The organism is Providencia sp. TYF-12 (assembly GCF_041344805.1).
In the GTDB taxonomy this organism is placed as follows: domain Bacteria; phylum Pseudomonadota; class Gammaproteobacteria; order Enterobacterales; family Enterobacteriaceae; genus Providencia; species Providencia huashanensis.
The window spans coordinates 4,603,399-4,619,232 of the sequence record NZ_CP166833.1 but is presented as its reverse complement, the minus strand read 5'-3'; the positions used below and the strand labels follow the sequence as shown (position 1 = coordinate 4,619,232).

At 38.5% G+C, this 15,834-nt stretch carries 17 protein-coding genes and 1 pseudogene; 14 read left to right on the top strand and 4 right to left on the bottom strand.

What is annotated here, in order from left to right; genetic code table 11:
* Positions 1-118: 118 nt before the first annotated feature.
* From ABE954_RS21665 to ABE954_RS21655, 3 genes are all read left to right on the top strand, one after another.
* Positions 119-937 (top strand): purine-nucleoside phosphorylase, encoded by an 819-nt coding sequence (locus ABE954_RS21665; protein ID WP_048605686.1) that lies wholly within the window; start codon positions 119-121, stop codon positions 935-937.
* A 68-nt stretch (positions 938-1,005) separates the two neighbouring features.
* Positions 1,006-1,923, top strand: a complete 918-nt coding sequence (locus ABE954_RS21660) for an EamA family transporter (RefSeq protein WP_371025683.1) — start codon at positions 1,006-1,008, stop codon at positions 1,921-1,923.
* Positions 1,920-3,176, top strand: coding sequence for a nucleoside permease (locus ABE954_RS21655; RefSeq protein WP_048605687.1), 1,257 nt, complete (start codon positions 1,920-1,922; stop codon positions 3,174-3,176). The genes ABE954_RS21660 and ABE954_RS21655 overlap by 4 nt, the downstream gene beginning before the upstream one ends.
* A 115-nt stretch (positions 3,177-3,291) precedes the next feature.
* Here the strand turns inward: ABE954_RS21655 and ABE954_RS21650 are convergent, their stop codons facing one another.
* Entirely contained in the window at positions 3,292-4,155 is an 864-nt protein-coding gene (locus ABE954_RS21650; protein ID WP_042846745.1) for a YicC/YloC family endoribonuclease, read from the bottom strand.
* Positions 4,156-4,277: 122 nt separating this feature from the next.
* Here ABE954_RS21650 and rph point away from each other — a divergent pair, with 122 nt between their 5' ends.
* Positions 4,278-4,991: a ribonuclease PH gene (rph, locus tag ABE954_RS21645; RefSeq protein WP_042846744.1), complete on the top strand. Its 714-nt coding sequence runs from the start codon at positions 4,278-4,280 to the stop codon at positions 4,989-4,991.
* Between the two features lie 142 nt (positions 4,992-5,133).
* A complete protein-coding gene (gene pyrE, locus ABE954_RS21640; RefSeq protein ID WP_042846743.1) occupies positions 5,134-5,778 on the top strand; it encodes an orotate phosphoribosyltransferase in 645 nt (214 codons plus the stop codon).
* A gap of 50 nt (positions 5,779-5,828) precedes the next feature.
* On the opposite strand, the gene slmA is transcribed toward pyrE, so the two are convergent.
* The 3 genes from slmA to coaBC all read right to left on the bottom strand — a co-directional run bounded on the left by slmA (position 5,829) and on the right by coaBC (position 8,298).
* The gene (slmA, locus tag ABE954_RS21635) at positions 5,829-6,428 is read right to left on the bottom strand and encodes a nucleoid occlusion factor SlmA (RefSeq protein WP_042846742.1); all 600 of its coding nucleotides are present in this window, start codon (positions 6,426-6,428) and stop codon (positions 5,829-5,831) included.
* Positions 6,429-6,644: 216 nt separating this feature from the next.
* A complete protein-coding gene (gene dut, locus ABE954_RS21630) occupies positions 6,645-7,100 on the bottom strand; it encodes a dUTP diphosphatase (protein ID WP_042846741.1) in 456 nt (151 codons plus the stop codon).
* Positions 7,087-8,298 (bottom strand): bifunctional phosphopantothenoylcysteine decarboxylase/phosphopantothenate--cysteine ligase CoaBC, encoded by a 1,212-nt coding sequence (gene coaBC / locus ABE954_RS21625; protein ID WP_048605688.1) that lies wholly within the window; start codon positions 8,296-8,298, stop codon positions 7,087-7,089. Before coaBC ends, dut begins: the two co-directional genes overlap by 14 nt.
* A gap of 188 nt (positions 8,299-8,486) precedes the next feature.
* Between coaBC and radC the strand changes: the two genes are divergently transcribed.
* The 9 genes and pseudogenes from radC (at position 8,487) to rfaQ (ending at position 15,833) form a co-directional block, all read left to right on the top strand.
* Positions 8,487-9,032, top strand: coding sequence for a DNA repair protein RadC (gene radC, locus ABE954_RS21620; RefSeq protein ID WP_226693306.1), 546 nt, complete (start codon positions 8,487-8,489; stop codon positions 9,030-9,032).
* A 120-nt stretch (positions 9,033-9,152) separates the two neighbouring features.
* The gene (locus ABE954_RS21615) at positions 9,153-10,238 is read left to right on the top strand and encodes a tyrosine-type recombinase/integrase (RefSeq protein ID WP_031911637.1); all 1,086 of its coding nucleotides are present in this window, start codon (positions 9,153-9,155) and stop codon (positions 10,236-10,238) included.
* Positions 10,235-12,133 (top strand): site-specific integrase, encoded by a 1,899-nt coding sequence (locus ABE954_RS21610; protein ID WP_031911636.1) that lies wholly within the window; start codon positions 10,235-10,237, stop codon positions 12,131-12,133. Before ABE954_RS21615 ends, ABE954_RS21610 begins: the two co-directional genes overlap by 4 nt.
* Entirely contained in the window at positions 12,134-12,511 is a 378-nt protein-coding gene (locus ABE954_RS21605) for a DUF6262 family protein (protein ID WP_002333497.1), read from the top strand.
* A 318-nt stretch (positions 12,512-12,829) separates the two neighbouring features.
* Positions 12,830-13,633, top strand: a complete 804-nt coding sequence (gene lnu(G) / locus ABE954_RS21600; RefSeq protein WP_002333496.1) for a lincosamide nucleotidyltransferase Lnu(G) — start codon at positions 12,830-12,832, stop codon at positions 13,631-13,633.
* Positions 13,634-13,762: 129 nt separating this feature from the next.
* Positions 13,763-13,897 (top strand): annotated as a pseudogene (locus ABE954_RS21595) (JAB domain-containing protein); the annotation flags it as partial.
* Between the two features lie 252 nt (positions 13,898-14,149).
* On the top strand, positions 14,150-14,386 hold the full coding sequence (rpmB, locus tag ABE954_RS21590; protein WP_042846738.1) for a 50S ribosomal protein L28: 237 nt from the start codon (positions 14,150-14,152) through the stop codon (positions 14,384-14,386).
* Positions 14,387-14,397: 11 nt separating this feature from the next.
* The gene (rpmG, locus tag ABE954_RS21585) at positions 14,398-14,565 is read left to right on the top strand and encodes a 50S ribosomal protein L33 (protein ID WP_004924244.1); all 168 of its coding nucleotides are present in this window, start codon (positions 14,398-14,400) and stop codon (positions 14,563-14,565) included.
* Positions 14,566-14,768: 203 nt separating this feature from the next.
* Positions 14,769-15,833 (top strand): lipopolysaccharide core heptosyltransferase RfaQ, encoded by a 1,065-nt coding sequence (rfaQ, locus tag ABE954_RS21580; protein ID WP_166686673.1) that lies wholly within the window; start codon positions 14,769-14,771, stop codon positions 15,831-15,833.
* The last annotated feature ends 1 nt before the right edge of the window (position 15,834 follow it).

Below are 15,834 nucleotides of genomic sequence, written 5' to 3'. Positions count from 1 at the left end.
CCGACACATCATACCGAAATACTTTTTCTTAAAATGAGATTAAGATCGCTGTTCTGTTTTTAAATTGCTTTATGATCGATTTTAACAATTTTTAGTCGATGTCAATTTGGAGACCGCCATGCATCATACAAAAGATATTTTAGAAAGCTTGAGTTTTATTCAGTCTCGCACAGATATGAAACCTACTGTTGGCATTATTTTAGGGTCAGGATTAGGGCCATTCGCCGACACATTAGAAAATGCGGTACATATTCCTTATAGTGAAATTCCCCATTTTGCGAAATCAGAGGCGGTTGGTCATGCCAACGAGTTAGTCATAGGGACTATCGCAGGTAAAAATGTTGTTGCTATGAAAGGGCGTTTTCATTATTACGAAGGCTTTTCCCTTGATCAAGTCACTTTCCCTGTGCGTTTAATGAAAGCTCTGGGGGTCGAAAAACTGATTATTACTAATGCTTGCGGTGCAGTGAATACTGAGTTTAACCCAGGCGATCTGATGATTATCACAGACCATATTAATTTGACGGCGAACAACCCATTAATTGGGCCAAATAACCCTGAATTAGGTGTGCGCTTCTTGGATGTTAGCGAAGTCTATAACAAAGAGTTACGTCAAACGATTAAAGATGTTGCCACAGAGCAAGGGGTCAGTGTGCGTGAGGGCGTATATGCATGGTGGACAGGGCCAACTTATGAAACACCTGCCGAAATTCGCATGATCAGAACGTTAGGCGCTGACGCCGTTGGGATGTCTACTGTACCTGAAGCCTTGGTTGCTCACCATTCACAAATTAAAACAGTCGGGATTTCCTGCTTAACCAATATGGCGTGCGGTATTTTAGAACAACCTCTCAGCCATGACGAAGTGATTGAAACGGCAGAAAAAGTCAAAGCAACTTTCTTGAAGTTAGTGACAGGTGTGATTGAACGCTTCTAATTTTTTAAGCTTCTTTTTCTCAAAATAATATAAAGAATGTTGTAAGTATAGGCAGGATGAATATTGAAATGAAACTCAAAGGTTTAATTCTAGTTTCTTTAGGCGCTTGTAGTTATGGCATTCTTTCGACGTTAGTCATTCTAGCTTATCGTGCTGGGTATTCCCTTAATGATGTCATCGGTAGCCAAACGGTACTTGGTGCGATATTACTTTGGTTTTTTGTCGTCGTTGGCGCATGGGTAAAAAGAGTTCGTTTAGTCTGGCCAACGGGTCAGCAGGGGTTGTTGATGTTACTCACGGGGACAACAACAGGCTTAACGGGGCTACTGTATTATGCATCGCTACAGTATTTATCGCCTGCTCTTGGTGTTGTGTTATTTTTGCAATTTACCTGGATGGGGGTAGTAATTAATACGGTATTGACGCGCCAAATACCGCCTTTCATGACGGTAATTTCTGTTGTCGTCATATTAATCGGAACAGTACTGGCGACAGGGTTACTGAATAGTGAAACGGTGGTGTTTCATTGGCTTGGTGTGTTATTAGGGCTATTAGCCGCATTATCAAATGCTATCCGCGTGTATGTCAGTGGGGCCTTAGCAATAAAAACTGACCCAATGATGCGTTCTGCAATTATGGTAACAGGCGGAGCTATTTTGACATCAATCGTTGTACCACCCACCTTTTTGCTAAGTGCTTCAACGTTTCAATCGTTATTTTTCTCTTATGGATTACCTCTCGCTTTTTTTGGTTCCTTTTTTGGTATGTGGATGTTTGCCAAGGGCACTCCACTTATTGGCACCAGCCTAGCGACCATTGTTAGCTCAATGCAACTTCCCGTTACTATTTTATTGTCTGTAACGGTATTGCATTTACCTCTTGAATTCATTCAGTTTGTTGGTGTTGTCGTCATTCTTATGGGTGTCGCCATTGCTGAGTTGAAAATAAAAACGAATAAATGTAACTCCAAACGGAGCTTCGTATGAATATTAAATCCCGCTTAAAAATCATGCTTTTTCTACAATATTTTGTCTGGGGAAGTTGGTTGATTACACTCGGCTCTTACATGATGAAAACATTGAGTTTCTCAGGTGCAGAAGTCGGTATGGTTTATAGTTCGAAAGGTGTAGCCGCTATTTTAATGCCCGGTATTATCGGGATAATTGCAGATAAATATATTCCAGCAAATCGGCTATATATGATTTGTCATTTGATTGGCGCTGCGGCTTTATTTTATGCAGCTACAGTAACCAACTCGACAGTGATGTTTTGGGTGATGCTGATTAATGCGATGGCTTTCATGCCAACCATTGCGCTTTCGAACAGTATTAGCTACTCATCATTAAGCCAATATCAGTTAGACTCGGTCAGTAATTTCCCGCCTATTCGTGTATTTGGTACCATTGGTTTTATTGTGGCGATGTGGAGTATTAGCTTATTGAAATTTGAGCTAAGTAGTATGCAACTTTATATTGCAGGTGGTTGTTCATTACTTTTAGCGCTTTATTCACTAACCTTGCCAAAAATTGATGTCAATAAAAAAGCCATTTCAAGTAGCTGGATCAGTAAGCTAGGTTTAGATGCGCTCGTTTTATTTAAAAAACCGATTATGGCGGTGTTTTTCTTATTCGCTATGTTACTTGGTGCTGTTTTACAAATCACCAATACGTTTGGTAACCCATTCTTGCATGATTTCGGCCTGAACCCGCTATACCAAGATAGCTTAGTTGTTCAGTACCCATCGATATTATTGTCGATTTCTCAGATGGCTGAAGTGGGTTTTATCTTAGCAATTCCCTTCTTCTTAAAACGCTATGGCATTAAAACAGTCATGTTATTGAGTATGTTTGCTTGGACATTAAGGTTTGGTTTCTTTGCGTTTGGTGACCCATCTGCGATTGGCTTAATGTTCTTAATCATGTCAATGATTGTTTATGGCTGTGCGTTTGATTTCTTCAATATTTCAGGGTCTATCTTTATCGAAAGAGAAGTCGACACAAGAATGCGGGCAAGTGCTCAAGGTTTATTTATGACGATGGTGAATGGCGTTGGTGCGTATTTTGGCGCTATTTTAAGTGGGTTAGTTGTCGATTATTATACGGTAGATGGGGTTAAAGATTGGCAAATGATTTGGTTGGTCTTTGCATCTTATACCGTAGTATTAGCAATAATATTCCAATTTACGTTCCATTATCATCACGATAAAAACACTGGCTTCAAAGAAGCCAAAGCCAATTAGTCAAAAGTGGCGTAAACCCCGTTCAATACGAGCGGGGATACCCGGATAAGCTGTTAAAAATTAAGCCAATCAATACAAGTACCAATTGGCTTAATTTTTTAGTTATTGAAGAGGGTTATTCAATATTCTGAATTTGTTCTCTCATTTGCTCAATCAATACTTTTAGCTCGACGGCAGAGTTAGTGACTTCGCTATTGATTGACTTCGACGCTAATGTATTTGATTCACGGTTAAATTCTTGCATCATAAAATCAAGGCGACGACCTGTTGCCTCTTTTTTCTTCAGAATATTACGTGTTTCTTTAACATGTGCTTCTAGGCGATCTAATTCTTCAGAAACATCAATACGCTGTGCTAACAAAATAAGCTCTTGCTCTAAACGGTTGTTATCCACTTGGATTTCCGCTTCTTCAAGCTTGCTGTGCAAGCGGTCACGTTGCCATTGTAAAATTTCAGGCATATGTTGGCGGACTTTAGCTACTTCAACCAGTACACCATCGAGGCGTTGTTCGATTAATGCATGCAGTGACGCGCCTTCAGCTTCACGGCTTTGAATGAAAGCATCAATGGTTTCATCTAAGCCTGCCATTAATTGTTCGCTAATGGCGTCTAAATCTTGCTCACCTGCTGACATCACCCCAGGCCAACGTAAAATTTCCAATGGGTTAATTTCACCTTCATGGCTATAATTTTTTACCCAATTAGCGGCACTAATTAATTGGCGAGCAAGCCCCTCATTAAGAATTAATTCACCACGATTTGCCCCATCTAGCTCAAAACGCAGGTTACATTCTACTTTTCCTCGAGTTAGGCGAGAACGTAAACGCTCACGTATAACCGGTTCAAGGCTTCTAAATTGCTCAGGTAAGCGAATATAGGTTTCTAAATAGCGTTGGTTTACGGAACGCAGCTCCCAGGCCGCACTCCCCCATTCACCCTTGATATCACGGCGGGCAAAAGCGGTCATACTTCGGATCATAATTCGTTCCTATCATCATCAAATTAGGGGGATTATAACGCTATGAGGGATGACAGGATAGGCATTATCGCTTTAAGGACGTATAATGCGTCCCAATTTGAGTTGATAATGGAGATAACACCATGCGCCCAGCAGATAGACAAGCAGACCAAATGCGCCCGATTAATATCACGCGCAACTATACCAAGCATGCAGAAGGCTCTGTTCTTATTGAGTTTGGCGACACTAAGGTGTTATGTAATGCAACTGTTGAAGAAGGCGTTCCACGCTTTTTAAAAGGGCAGGGGCAAGGCTGGGTAACCGCTGAATATGGCATGTTACCGCGAGCAACTAATTCACGTAATCAACGAGAAGCGGCGAGAGGAAAACAAACAGGCCGCACGATGGAAATTCAGCGGTTAATTGCCCGCTCTTTACGAGCTGCGGTTGACTTGAAAAAATTAGGCGAATACACCATAACGCTAGATTGTGATGTGATCCAAGCCGATGGGGGTACTCGTACCGCTGCGATTTCAGGCGCTTGCGTTGCTTTAGTTGATGCTCTGAACAAAATGGTAGAGCAAGGTAAGCTAGCTAAGAGCCCATTAAAATCGATGGTTGCAGCAGTTTCTGTTGGAATTGTTAATCAAGAAGCACTGTGTGATCTTGAATATGTTGAAGACTCTGCCGCAGAAACCGATATGAATGTTGTTATGATGGATGACGGCCGTATGATTGAAGTACAAGGCACCGCAGAAGGTGAACCGTTCAGCCATGAGGAGTTACTCGCATTATTAGCACTTGCTAAAACGGGCTTAGAAACGATTTTTGAAGCTCAGCGAGAAGCGCTGAAATAAGTTAATGATTCGTTAGGCGGCTAAATAGTCGCCTTTTTTATGCTTAGAGATCGACCCTTGTTTTTAAGTACGGTACTTATAACAAATAGTCTCTAATTCGTTTTGTCAGATATTAAACAGTAATCCATGAGGAGAATGACCAATGAAAGCCTATCAGCGCGATTTTATTGAACTTGCCATGAAAAAACAGGTGCTTAAATTTGGTGAGTTTACGCTGAAATCAGGTCGCAAAAGCCCTTATTTTTTTAATGCAGGGCTATTTAATACGGGACGTGATTTGGCACTTGTCGGTCGTTTTTATGCGCAAGCGCTACAAGATAGCGCAATAGAATGTGATGTCATTTTTGGGCCAGCGTATAAAGGTATCCCAATCGCAACGACAACCGCAGTCGCACTAGCAGAACACCATGATATTGATATGCCATATTGCTTTAATCGTAAAGAAGCAAAAGATCATGGCGAAGGGGGCATACTCGTGGGGAGCCCATTACAGGGAAAAGTCGTGGTCGTTGATGATGTGATTACCGCGGGGACCGCTATCCGTGAGTCTATGGAAATTATTAAACAGCATAAAGCGACGTTGAATGGTGTTTTATTGTCCCTTGACCGTCAAGAAAAAGGCAAAAGTGAAATTTCAGCGGTACAGGAAGTTGAACGCGATTATCACTGCAAGGTTTATTCAATCATTACGATGAGTGATTTAATTACCTATCTTTCTGAAAAAGAGGGAATGCAGGAACATTTAGTGGCAATGAAGGCTTACCGAGAACAATACGGAATTGAATAAAAAAATCCCCGCGCCCAATAACGGGCGGGGTGAGTAGTATAAATAATCGGTTATTGTAACTGAGCTAGAATTAAAGGCCAGCGTGCTTCGAACTCCACCGTTGGCCGATAACGAAATTCAGAGCGTACAAAACGTGAGAGCATACCTTCACAAAAGGCTAATAGTTGAGAGGCAAGTAATGACTCATCATGGATAAACCCATGGCCATCACGTATTTTTTTCTCTTTCAACACCTGCCGTAATTGCGATTCAATACGTTCAAACAATTGGTTAATACGGTCTTGTAGCCTATCTTGCTCAAACATTAACGCATGACCAGTCATTATACGCGTTAGCCCTGGGTTTTTCTCTGAAAAGCCTAGAACTAGCGCTAATATTAACTTGATTCTGATAATAGTATCTTTTTCATCATTTAAAATCAGATTGATGCGCGAAACCAGTGAGTCTTCTATAAACCCAATGAGGCTATCGAACATTTTCATTTTACTTGGAAAATGACGATATAGCGCAGCTTCTGACACACCAACGGTGGCCGCAAGTTTTGCCGTTGTAATACGCTGGCTACCATCACTACTTTCTAACATTAACGCAAGAGCTTGTAAGATCTCATCACGCCTGTTACGTTTTTTTGTTGTCGCTTTTTCTGCCATGTCTAATAAGACCCCTGCTAAAACAGCAAAACAAACTATCCAAAATTTTGCTTTTAGTAAAGAGACTTACGCAGCAAAATAGGTTTTAAAAATGTAGAGTTTATAAGCAATTTTGAGCTTTTCCCTGTTGTTGATTATATGACTGATTGTTTTTATTGATAAATATAGAACCTAGTGTCGGTTCTATATAGCATATTAAACATCAGGGGGTTTTATTTATTGACGGCCAGAATGACCAAAGCCACCTGCACCGCGCTCAGTTGCATCAAAATCATCAACAATATTAAATTCAGCTTGAACAACGGGAACAAACACCATTTGTGCCATACGCTCACCAGGTTCAACTGTAAAAGATTTATCGCTACGGTTCCATACAGAGACCATAAGCTGCCCTTGGTAATCGGAGTCAATCAACCCAACTAGATTACCAAGTACCACCCCGTGTTTATGACCTAAGCCTGAACGAGGTAAAATCACAGCAGCAAGGTTTTCATCTGCTATATGAATAGCTAAACCTGTTGGAATCAATTCTGTTTGACCCGGTGCTAAGTCGATCGGTGCGTCAAGGCATGCACGTAAATCTAAACCGGCAGAGCCTGTAGTTGCATAGGTCGGCAGAGGAAATTCAGTACCGATACGGCTATCAAGAATTTTTAGGTCAATTTTTTTCATAACGTTGAAGTATCTCGTCAAGTAAGTAGTGGCTTAATTCAGTTTTACTGCAATGAGGCAAACGAGTATCACCATTGCTATCAAAAAGGTGTAATGCATTGTTATCGCTATTAAACCCGTTATCCGCAAGGGATACATCATTGGCACAAATTAAATCTAATTGTTTTTGTTGCCGTTTTTGGCGTGCATATTCTTCCACATTTTGGGTTTCTGCTGCAAACCCAACAACATAGGGCCTGTTTTGTTTCAGGTTGCCCACACTCGCTACGATATCTGGGTTTTTGACCAGTGTAATCATAACTTCATCGCCTTGTTTTTTTATTTTATTTTCGGCGATCGTTTTGGCGCGATAATCTGCAACGGCAGCACACCCAATAAAAATATTTTGTTCAGCAATGGTTTGATGCACTTTATCATACATATCTAAACCACTAATGACGTCGATTCGATTAACCCCTGTTGGAGTTTCAAGGTTTACAGGGCCTGCAATTAATGTCACTTCGGCACCACGTTGACTAGCTGCTTGTGCAATAGCAAACCCCATTTTCCCTGAACTGTGATTACTGATAAAACGAACAGGGTCCAATGCTTCACGTGTTGGGCCCGCGGTAATCATCAATTTAATGCCTTGTAAGTCAAGCTTAGGGTTGAAATGTTCAGCTGCGAGACGAACGATTGCTAATGGGTCAAGCATACGGCCTGGGCCAATATCACCACAAGCTTGGTTACCGTCATCCGGCCCCCAAATCATACATTGGCGTTGTTGCAATCTGATTAAATTGTCTTGTGTGGCGCTCGCCCGATACATTTGTTGATTCATGGCTGGCACAACGGCAATAGGAGCTGAAGAGGCGAGACAGACCGTCGTTAGTAAGTCATTTGCCATTCCAGCACTAAGTTTAGCAATTAAATCCGCAGTTGCTGGTGCTAAAATAATTATATCAGCCCATTTAGCCAATTCAATGTGACCCATTGCGGCCTCTGCTGCTGGGTCTAACAGGTCATCAGAAACAGGATGCCCTGAAACAGCTTGCAAAGTTAAAGGGGTAATAAAGGCCTTTGCGCCCTGAGTCATGACGACTCGCACTACTGCACCTTGATCACGCAAGCGACGTGTCAGCTCAGGGATTTTATAGGCAGCGATGCCCCCGCTGATCCCAATAACTACCTGCTTACCTAATAGTGATAGCTGATTCATTATTTTTATCCGATTCGCTCAATGTGGAAGGCATATTACCACATCATCAGTTTAGGTGGCGCGCTCGATTTGACATCAGATTGTTATTTTTGCGAAGCGTTACTCAAACACGGATAGGCAGGCTTGTTAACGTTTTCTAAGCTATATAAAAAGGTTCGAAAAGGGTTTTGGGGCGAAGGAATAAAGGGATGAGAGAACATCAGGAGTTACCACCGAGGGAAAAACTACTTGCATACGGGGCCGCCTCATTATCGGATGCGGAACTATTAGCGATTTTCTTGCGAACAGGAAGCCAAGGGGAACCCGTTTTACAGTTAGCCAAACGTATGATCAAAGAATTTGGTTCCTTATATTTACTCATCCAAGCTGATTACGAAAAGTTGATGCAGTGTAAAGGTATGGGGAACTGTAAATTTACACAGTTACAAGCCATAAGTGAATTGGCTCGTCGTTTTTTTTCTGAGCAATTTTTACATGAAGATGTAATGAGCGGGCCTGAATTATTGAAGTCAAAGTTGTTAGATTTGTTTGCGGGCCGGGAGCGTGAGGTTTTTATTGTTTTGTTTTTAAATAATCAAAATCAAATTATTTGCCATGAAGAAATGTTTAAAGGCACATTAAATAGAGTTGAGGTACATCCGAGGGAAATTATTCGCTTTGCTATTAAAATGAATGCTAGCGCAATTATACTGGCTCATAACCATCCTTCGGGTAATCCTTTATCCATAGTATAATGAATAATAGTAGTTAAAGTAGTTTAGGAGGGGGATATTAGGGAGGTTTTTACTTTAAATAAAAATTAACAAGGTCTATAATTTATAGTAGTTAAAGTGGTTAAAGAGAGGTGGGAGGATGTGAAGGTTCAAAGGATAAAAGTGGAGAATAAGCCATATCCATTGTATTTATTGCTAGATGAAGAATATCAGGTAATAGAACCAGTAATGAGGTTTATAAAATATCTAGATAATACTGGTAAGTCACCAAATACCATTAAAGCATACTGCTATCATTTAAAGTTGCTATATGAGTTTATGGAACAGAGGGGGATTACCCTTAATGATATTAACTTTGAGAAATTAGCAGATTTTGTAGGTTGGTTGAGATACCCAACAGCAGCAAATGTAATTGATCTCCAGTCAAAAGAAGCCATAAGAGAAGAAACGACAGTGAATACAATTTTAAATGCTGTTATGAGTTATCTGGAATATTTAAGTAGATTAGGAGAATTTAAGTCAATTGATGTATTTAAACAAGCAAAGGGGAGAAATTTTAAGGGGTTTTTACATCATATTAATAAGGGTAAATATCAAAAGAATATCTTAAAGTTAAGGGTTAAAAAGAAGCAGATAAGAACACTAACATCAGAGGAAGTTAAGCAAATTATTGATGCTTGTCATACGAAGAGGGATAAATTAATTTTAATGCTTATGTATGAGGGTGGTTTAAGAATCGGTGAAGTGTTATCGCTAAGGCTTGAGGATATTGCCACTTGGGACAATCAAATCCATTTAACACCCAGAGACGTTAATGTTAATGAGGCCTATATTAAATTAAGGAAGGAAAGAACAATACATGTGAGTAAAGAACTTATGGCACTTTATACAGATTATTTGGTATATGAGTATGGTGAGGACTTGGAGCATGATTATGTTTTTATTTCTTTAAAAGAAGGCTATTTTGGAAAACCACTAAAGTACCAAAGTGTTCTTGATCTAGTTAGAAGAATAGTTAAAAGAACTAGAATAGAGTTTACGCCGCATATGCTACGCCACACTCATGCAACGCAGCTAATTAGGGATGGATGGGATGTTGCACACGTTCAAAAGAGGTTGGGCCATGCACATGTTCAAACAACGTTAAATACCTATGTTCATCTTTCAGATCAAGATATGAAAAATGAGTTTAATAAATATCTTGAGAGAAAGGAACATAAGAAATGAATGATTCTAGTAAAAGGAAAATTATCAGTCAGAGTGAGATCAGTAAGAAAATAGCTGCAATGAATGAAGAATTGCAGGGATTTTGGGCTAATAATAGTTGGGATATAAGGAAATGTCCGCATCCTTCTGCCATAGAATTAAGTAAGAACCCTACTTTAAGAAATCGGTGGGTTCGTTTTGAACGTGTTAAAAATCTGTGGTTAAGAACAGAATTGAAATATTTTTATTTTTACCATTTAAATAATGGAATATGGAATGCAAAAACTGTATGGATTAGAAAAGGAACTGTAATTAATAGAATGTTAGATTTTTTAGATTTAAAGTATCCTAACATTACTTCAATTACTGAAGTTCCTATTAAAAAAGCAATGACGGAATATAGGACATATTTGACAGAACAGGGTGTTAGAATTACCACTACTAATTATAAGATTACTGCTAATCAAGAAAAAATAGCTGTAGAAGCTAATTCTTACTATGTTACTAATTTAAAACAATTTATGGAGTTTTATGAGGACTTTTATTTTGATGGGGAGGAGTGGGATAAAGACATTTGGGATAGACGTAAGTTACCTTTGCCAGATGATAAGGTTAATCCGACACAATATGAATATGTAATTAACTTTAAAGGGGTTCGCAATACGTATTTTAAACAACTCGTAAAAAGATATTGTAAATTGAGATTAAATACGGATAGCTTTTCCTATGTATGTGATATCGCCCAAAAACTTAAAGAGTTCTTTAATTTCTTGGACATGAATTTTAAACACGTTCAGAGAATAAACCAATTAACGAGAATGGAAATTGAAGCATATTTAAGCGAATTAAATATGATGGGGATAAAGCCTAGCACAATAACTGGGAGGATCTCTATATTGGAAGGACTATTTAGTACCCTTCTAAGGCTAGAATGGAATGATATTCCTTCCAAGGTGTTAATCTATCCAGAAGACTATCCCAAAATACCGAGAGCAAAACCTCGTTTTATAGATGAATACGTTCTGGAGCAATTGAACAGTCATCTTGATAAATTACCCGAATATATAGCTACGATGACTATGATAGTCCAAGAATGTGGGATGAGGATAAGCGAATTGTGCACCTTGAAAAAAGGTTGTCTATTAGAGGACAAAGATGGAGATTACTTTTTAAAGTATTATCAATGGAAAATGAAAAAGGAGCATATAGTTCCAATATCAAAAGAGGTAGCTTTATTGATTAAAGTTCGGGAAGATAAAGTTTCATGGGAGTTTCCAGATAGTGAATACCTCTTTCCAAGAAAAGATGGATCGCCATTAAAACAAGAAACATTTAGAGACGAGTTAAACAAATTAGCTTATGAGCAAAAAATAGTCGATAAATCAGGCGAGATTTATAGATTCCATGCCCATGCCTTTCGCCATACAGTAGGAACAAGAATGATTAATAACGGAGTACCGCAGCATATTGTACAAAAGTTTTTGGGTCATGAAAGTCCTGAAATGACAAGCAGATATGCTCATATTTTTGATGAAACCCTTAAAGCTGAATTTACAAAATTCAAAGAAAAACTGGTAACTAATAATGGAGATATAATTGAGTTAGATAATGACAATGAAGTCGATGATGTTGATCTTCAATGGTTCAAGAAAAATATTAATGCACAAGTTCTTCCAAATGGTTATTGCCGATTACCAGTAATAGCAGGTTCTTGTCCACACGCCAATGCTTGTTTAGATTGTACTCATTTTTGTACAAGTAAGCAGTTTTTATCGCAGCATGAGGAACAGTTAAATCGTACTGAGGAGTTATTGGCAGTCGCTAAGGAAAAGCAATGGCAAAGGCAAATAGAGACTAATAACCGTGTTAAAGAGCGACTAGAGCAAATAATTGGCAGCCTGAAGGGGATTAGTTAGATGGTTAAACAGGTACGAAATACAGAGGAAATTGTGCGTTTGGCAAAGCAAAAGTCCAGGCGGACTAGAGAAAATGTAGACAAGGTTATCTCTAAACTATCGCTTGAAGGTAAGACTATTAATTTTAACACAGTTGCAAAGGAAGCTAATGTTTCTAAATCATGGCTTTATAAGGAACATGATATTAGGCAAAGGATTGAATCTCTCCGAAAACAGCAAAAAACAGAAAATGTAATATCAAAACCCAAGAAAAGCTCCCGTTCTGAAGAAGTCCTTATTAAAACCTTAAAAACAAGAGTAAAGGAATTAGAAGAGGAAAATATAAGATTAAGGAACCAGATCCAAAAATTATACGGAGATTTGTACATTAGAGAATAGTTAATCTATGAGTTTCGCCAACTTGTGCTTTGAACTTTGAAGTGTTAAAATTAATATACTATTAATCGAAAGGAGAGATGGGTGGACAATGAAGAACTAATCTAATTTTTAACAAATGAAATAGTATATTTCAGTTTAAAAACTTAGGATTAGTCTGCCCATTTTTCCATATACTAAATAAATGTAAGACTGAATAGCTAAAAAGGCTAAATAGTTTTATTTGAGTGTCTTAAAAAGTGACATGACTAATCCTTCCAACATTATTTGGGAGGATTTTTTATTTCTCCCTGAATCAAAATAAAGAAAGAAGGAATCGAATTGTTAAAACAAAAGGAACTAATGGCAAGGGTTAAGGAACTTGTCCAGTCAGATGAACGAATATCTGCTTGTATGATGTATGGCTCTTTTACAAAAGGAGAGGGAGATCAATACTCTGATATAGAATATTACGTTTTTCTAAAAGATGATACAATTTCCACCTTTGATTCAGCAAAATGGCTAAATGAAGTCGCTTCCTACACTTTACTCTATCAAAATGAGTACGGTACGGAAGTAGTAATTTTTGAAAATCTAATACGTGGTGAATTTCATTTCCTTTCCGAAAACGAAATGAATATTATTCCTTCATTCAAAGAATCAGGCTACATTCCTGACACAAAAGCAATGTTTATTTATGATGAAACAGGACAACTAGAATTGTATTTATCAGAGTTGGAAGGTCCGGGACCAAATAGACTTACAGAAGAAAACGTAAATTTTTTATTGAATAATTTTTCCAACCTATGGTTAATGGGGATTAATGTTCTTAAAAGAGGGGAAAATGCACGTTCACTGGAACTTTTATCTCAATTACAAAAAAATATACTACAACTCATTCGAATTGCGGAAGAAAATGCCGATAATTGGTTTAATATGACAAAGAATCTTGAAAAAGAAATTAGTCCTGAAAACTATGAAAAGTTTAAAAAGACTACTGCCCGATTAAATGAATTAGAACTATATGAAGCCTATAAGAACTCTTTGCTTCTCGTTATGGAACTTCGAAATCTCGTTGAAAAACAGTATCAATTAACCATTAGCGATGATTTTTTAGGCAAACTGTTTAATTATATGAACGAATAAATAAAAAGCCTGTATCTCAAGTGATAACTAAGATACAGGCTTTAATTGTTATTTACTTTAAATACATGTTCTCAAAGTGAAAGTATTGATTTTAATGGATTTTTAATAGTTTACTCTTGATAATTCTCGGAACCGAGTATGGCTGATAAACAAGTTACTGAACAAATTCAACAAGCTTGCTCTCTTATGGGCGTGAAATTACTTGACCATTTTGTAGTCGGGCACAAACAATGCGTCTCATTTGTAGAGCGGGGATGGCTATAAAATTATTTTTTTGCCTAAAAAATGACAACTTTCGTTGTGTTGGGCTTGAGTGAAATCGATTGAAAGCGTATACTACGCCACCTTTAAGGATCTTGGGTTTGGCGAGAAGGGCCTATCTCAGTAAATTTTTTACTCAGGTATAAACGGTTTTTTCAGTCAATGAAAGTTTGCTGAGATGGGCTCCTAAGCCTGACGAGGCGGCCATACCCAGAACAAAAAAGCTCGAGCTGATTAGATTTTTGGAGAATAGACATGTCACGAGTCTGCCAAGTTACTGGCAAGCGTCCAATGAGCGGTAACAACCGTTCACACGCATTAAACGCGACCAAACGTCGTTTTTTGCCAAACCTGCACTCTCACCGTTTCTGGGTTGAGTCTGAGAAACGTTTCGTAACACTGCGTGTATCTGCTAAAGGTATGCGTGTGATCGATAAAAAGGGAATTGATGCGGTTCTTGCTGAACTGCGTGCCCGTGGTGAGAAGTACTAAGGAGCTAAAAAATGGCTAAAGGTATTCGCGAGAAAATCAAGCTGGTCTCTTCTGAAGGTACAGGTCATTTCTATACCACTACGAAGAACAAGCGCACAATGCCAGAAAAACTGGAAATGAAAAAATTCGATCCAGTTGTTCGTAAGCATGTGATCTACAAAGAAGCAAAAATCAAGTAATTTTGCTATCTGCGTTAAAAACTCAGCTTCGGCTGAGTTTTTTTTTGCTTAAAAATTGGTTAGTTACGGATATGCGCATTCGAGGCTATGACCATTATTCTGTAAGTAGTAACATAGCTAGTAATTATTGAATTAATAATGATATTCGTTGTCAAATATCTATCGTCTTTTACACATAATATAGACCTGATTAAGAGTGCCTGGTGAAAAAACAGTTTAAAAAAATTCTTGTGATCAAGATGAGGTTTCATGGGGACATGCTGCTGACTACACCTGTTATCAGCTCATTAAAACACCAATATCCTGATGCAGAAATTGATGTTTTGCTTTATCAGGAGACCATTCCCATCCTCTCTGAAAACTCTGAAATCAATGCCTTATATGGCATGGCGAGTAAAAATAGTTCTGGATTGAGTAAAGCCTGTAATTTTATCAAGCTAATGCTAAAGCTACGTAAAAATAAATACGATTTAGTTGTTAATTTAGCTGATCAGTGGTTGGTTAGCTTATTGGTTAGGGCTATCCCTGCTGAAATGAAAATCTCTCATCAATTTACTCATCGAGACTCTCAATATTGGCGTAACAGTTTTACTCATTTGACCCCACCTGAAGGGGAACATGTTGTTGTAAATAATTTATCCGTACTTAAGCCGTTAGAAATTAAAGAATTAAAAACGCATCTAACGATGTCATACTCGGCGCAAGATTGGAAAAATATTGACGAAAAGTTATTAAGCTTAGGCGTCCATAGTAGCTATGTGGTTATCCAACCAACAGCCCGTCAACTTTTTAAGTGTTGGGATAATGAAAAGTTCTCAGCGGTCATTGATGCACTGCAGTCTCGTGGTTACCAAGTTGTTTTGACTTCAGGGCCGAGTAAAGAAGACCTTGAATGTATTAATCAGATTGCAGATGGCTGTAATACAAAACCTGTTACTGAGCTTGCGGGGAAAACAACGTTCCCTGAGTTAGGGGCTCTTATTGCTCATGCCGCTTTATTTATTGGTGTGGATTCTGCGCCAATGCATATTGCTGCAGCGGTAAACACACCTATCGTGTGCCTTTTTGGCGCGACAAATCATATTTTTTGGCGCCCTTGGAGTGATAATGTTGTTCAATTCTGGGCCGGTGACTATGAATCGATGCCACCCAGAGATGAGCTAGACCGCAATAAAAAGTATTTATCCATTATTCCAGCGTTAGATGTAATTAACGCAACAGAAAAAATGTTACCCATGAATATCCGCTCCATGATGAAAAGGTATTAAT

Bases quoted from the DNA above. Each gene is read 5' to 3' on its own strand.
- ABE954_RS21665 (WP_048605686.1), top strand. From the start codon at position 119: ATGCATCATACAAAAGATATTTTAGAAAGCTTGAGTTTTATTCAGTCT.
- ABE954_RS21660 (WP_371025683.1), top strand. From the start codon at position 1,006: ATGAAACTCAAAGGTTTAATTCTAGTTTCTTTAGGCGCTTGTAGTTAT.
- ABE954_RS21655 (WP_048605687.1), top strand. From the start codon at position 1,920: ATGAATATTAAATCCCGCTTAAAAATCATGCTTTTTCTACAATATTTT.
- ABE954_RS21650 (WP_042846745.1), bottom strand. From the start codon at position 4,155: ATGATCCGAAGTATGACCGCTTTTGCCCGCCGTGATATCAAGGGTGAA.
- rph (WP_042846744.1), top strand. From the start codon at position 4,278: ATGCGCCCAGCAGATAGACAAGCAGACCAAATGCGCCCGATTAATATC.
- pyrE (WP_042846743.1), top strand. From the start codon at position 5,134: ATGAAAGCCTATCAGCGCGATTTTATTGAACTTGCCATGAAAAAACAG.
- slmA (WP_042846742.1), bottom strand. From the start codon at position 6,428: ATGGCAGAAAAAGCGACAACAAAAAAACGTAACAGGCGTGATGAGATC.
- dut (WP_042846741.1), bottom strand. From the start codon at position 7,100: ATGAAAAAAATTGACCTAAAAATTCTTGATAGCCGTATCGGTACTGAA.
- coaBC (WP_048605688.1), bottom strand. From the start codon at position 8,298: ATGAATCAGCTATCACTATTAGGTAAGCAGGTAGTTATTGGGATCAGC.
- radC (WP_226693306.1), top strand. From the start codon at position 8,487: ATGAGAGAACATCAGGAGTTACCACCGAGGGAAAAACTACTTGCATAC.
- ABE954_RS21610 (WP_031911636.1), top strand. From the start codon at position 10,235: ATGAATGATTCTAGTAAAAGGAAAATTATCAGTCAGAGTGAGATCAGT.
- ABE954_RS21605 (WP_002333497.1), top strand. From the start codon at position 12,134: ATGGTTAAACAGGTACGAAATACAGAGGAAATTGTGCGTTTGGCAAAG.
- rpmB (WP_042846738.1), top strand. From the start codon at position 14,150: ATGTCACGAGTCTGCCAAGTTACTGGCAAGCGTCCAATGAGCGGTAAC.
- rpmG (WP_004924244.1), top strand. From the start codon at position 14,398: ATGGCTAAAGGTATTCGCGAGAAAATCAAGCTGGTCTCTTCTGAAGGT.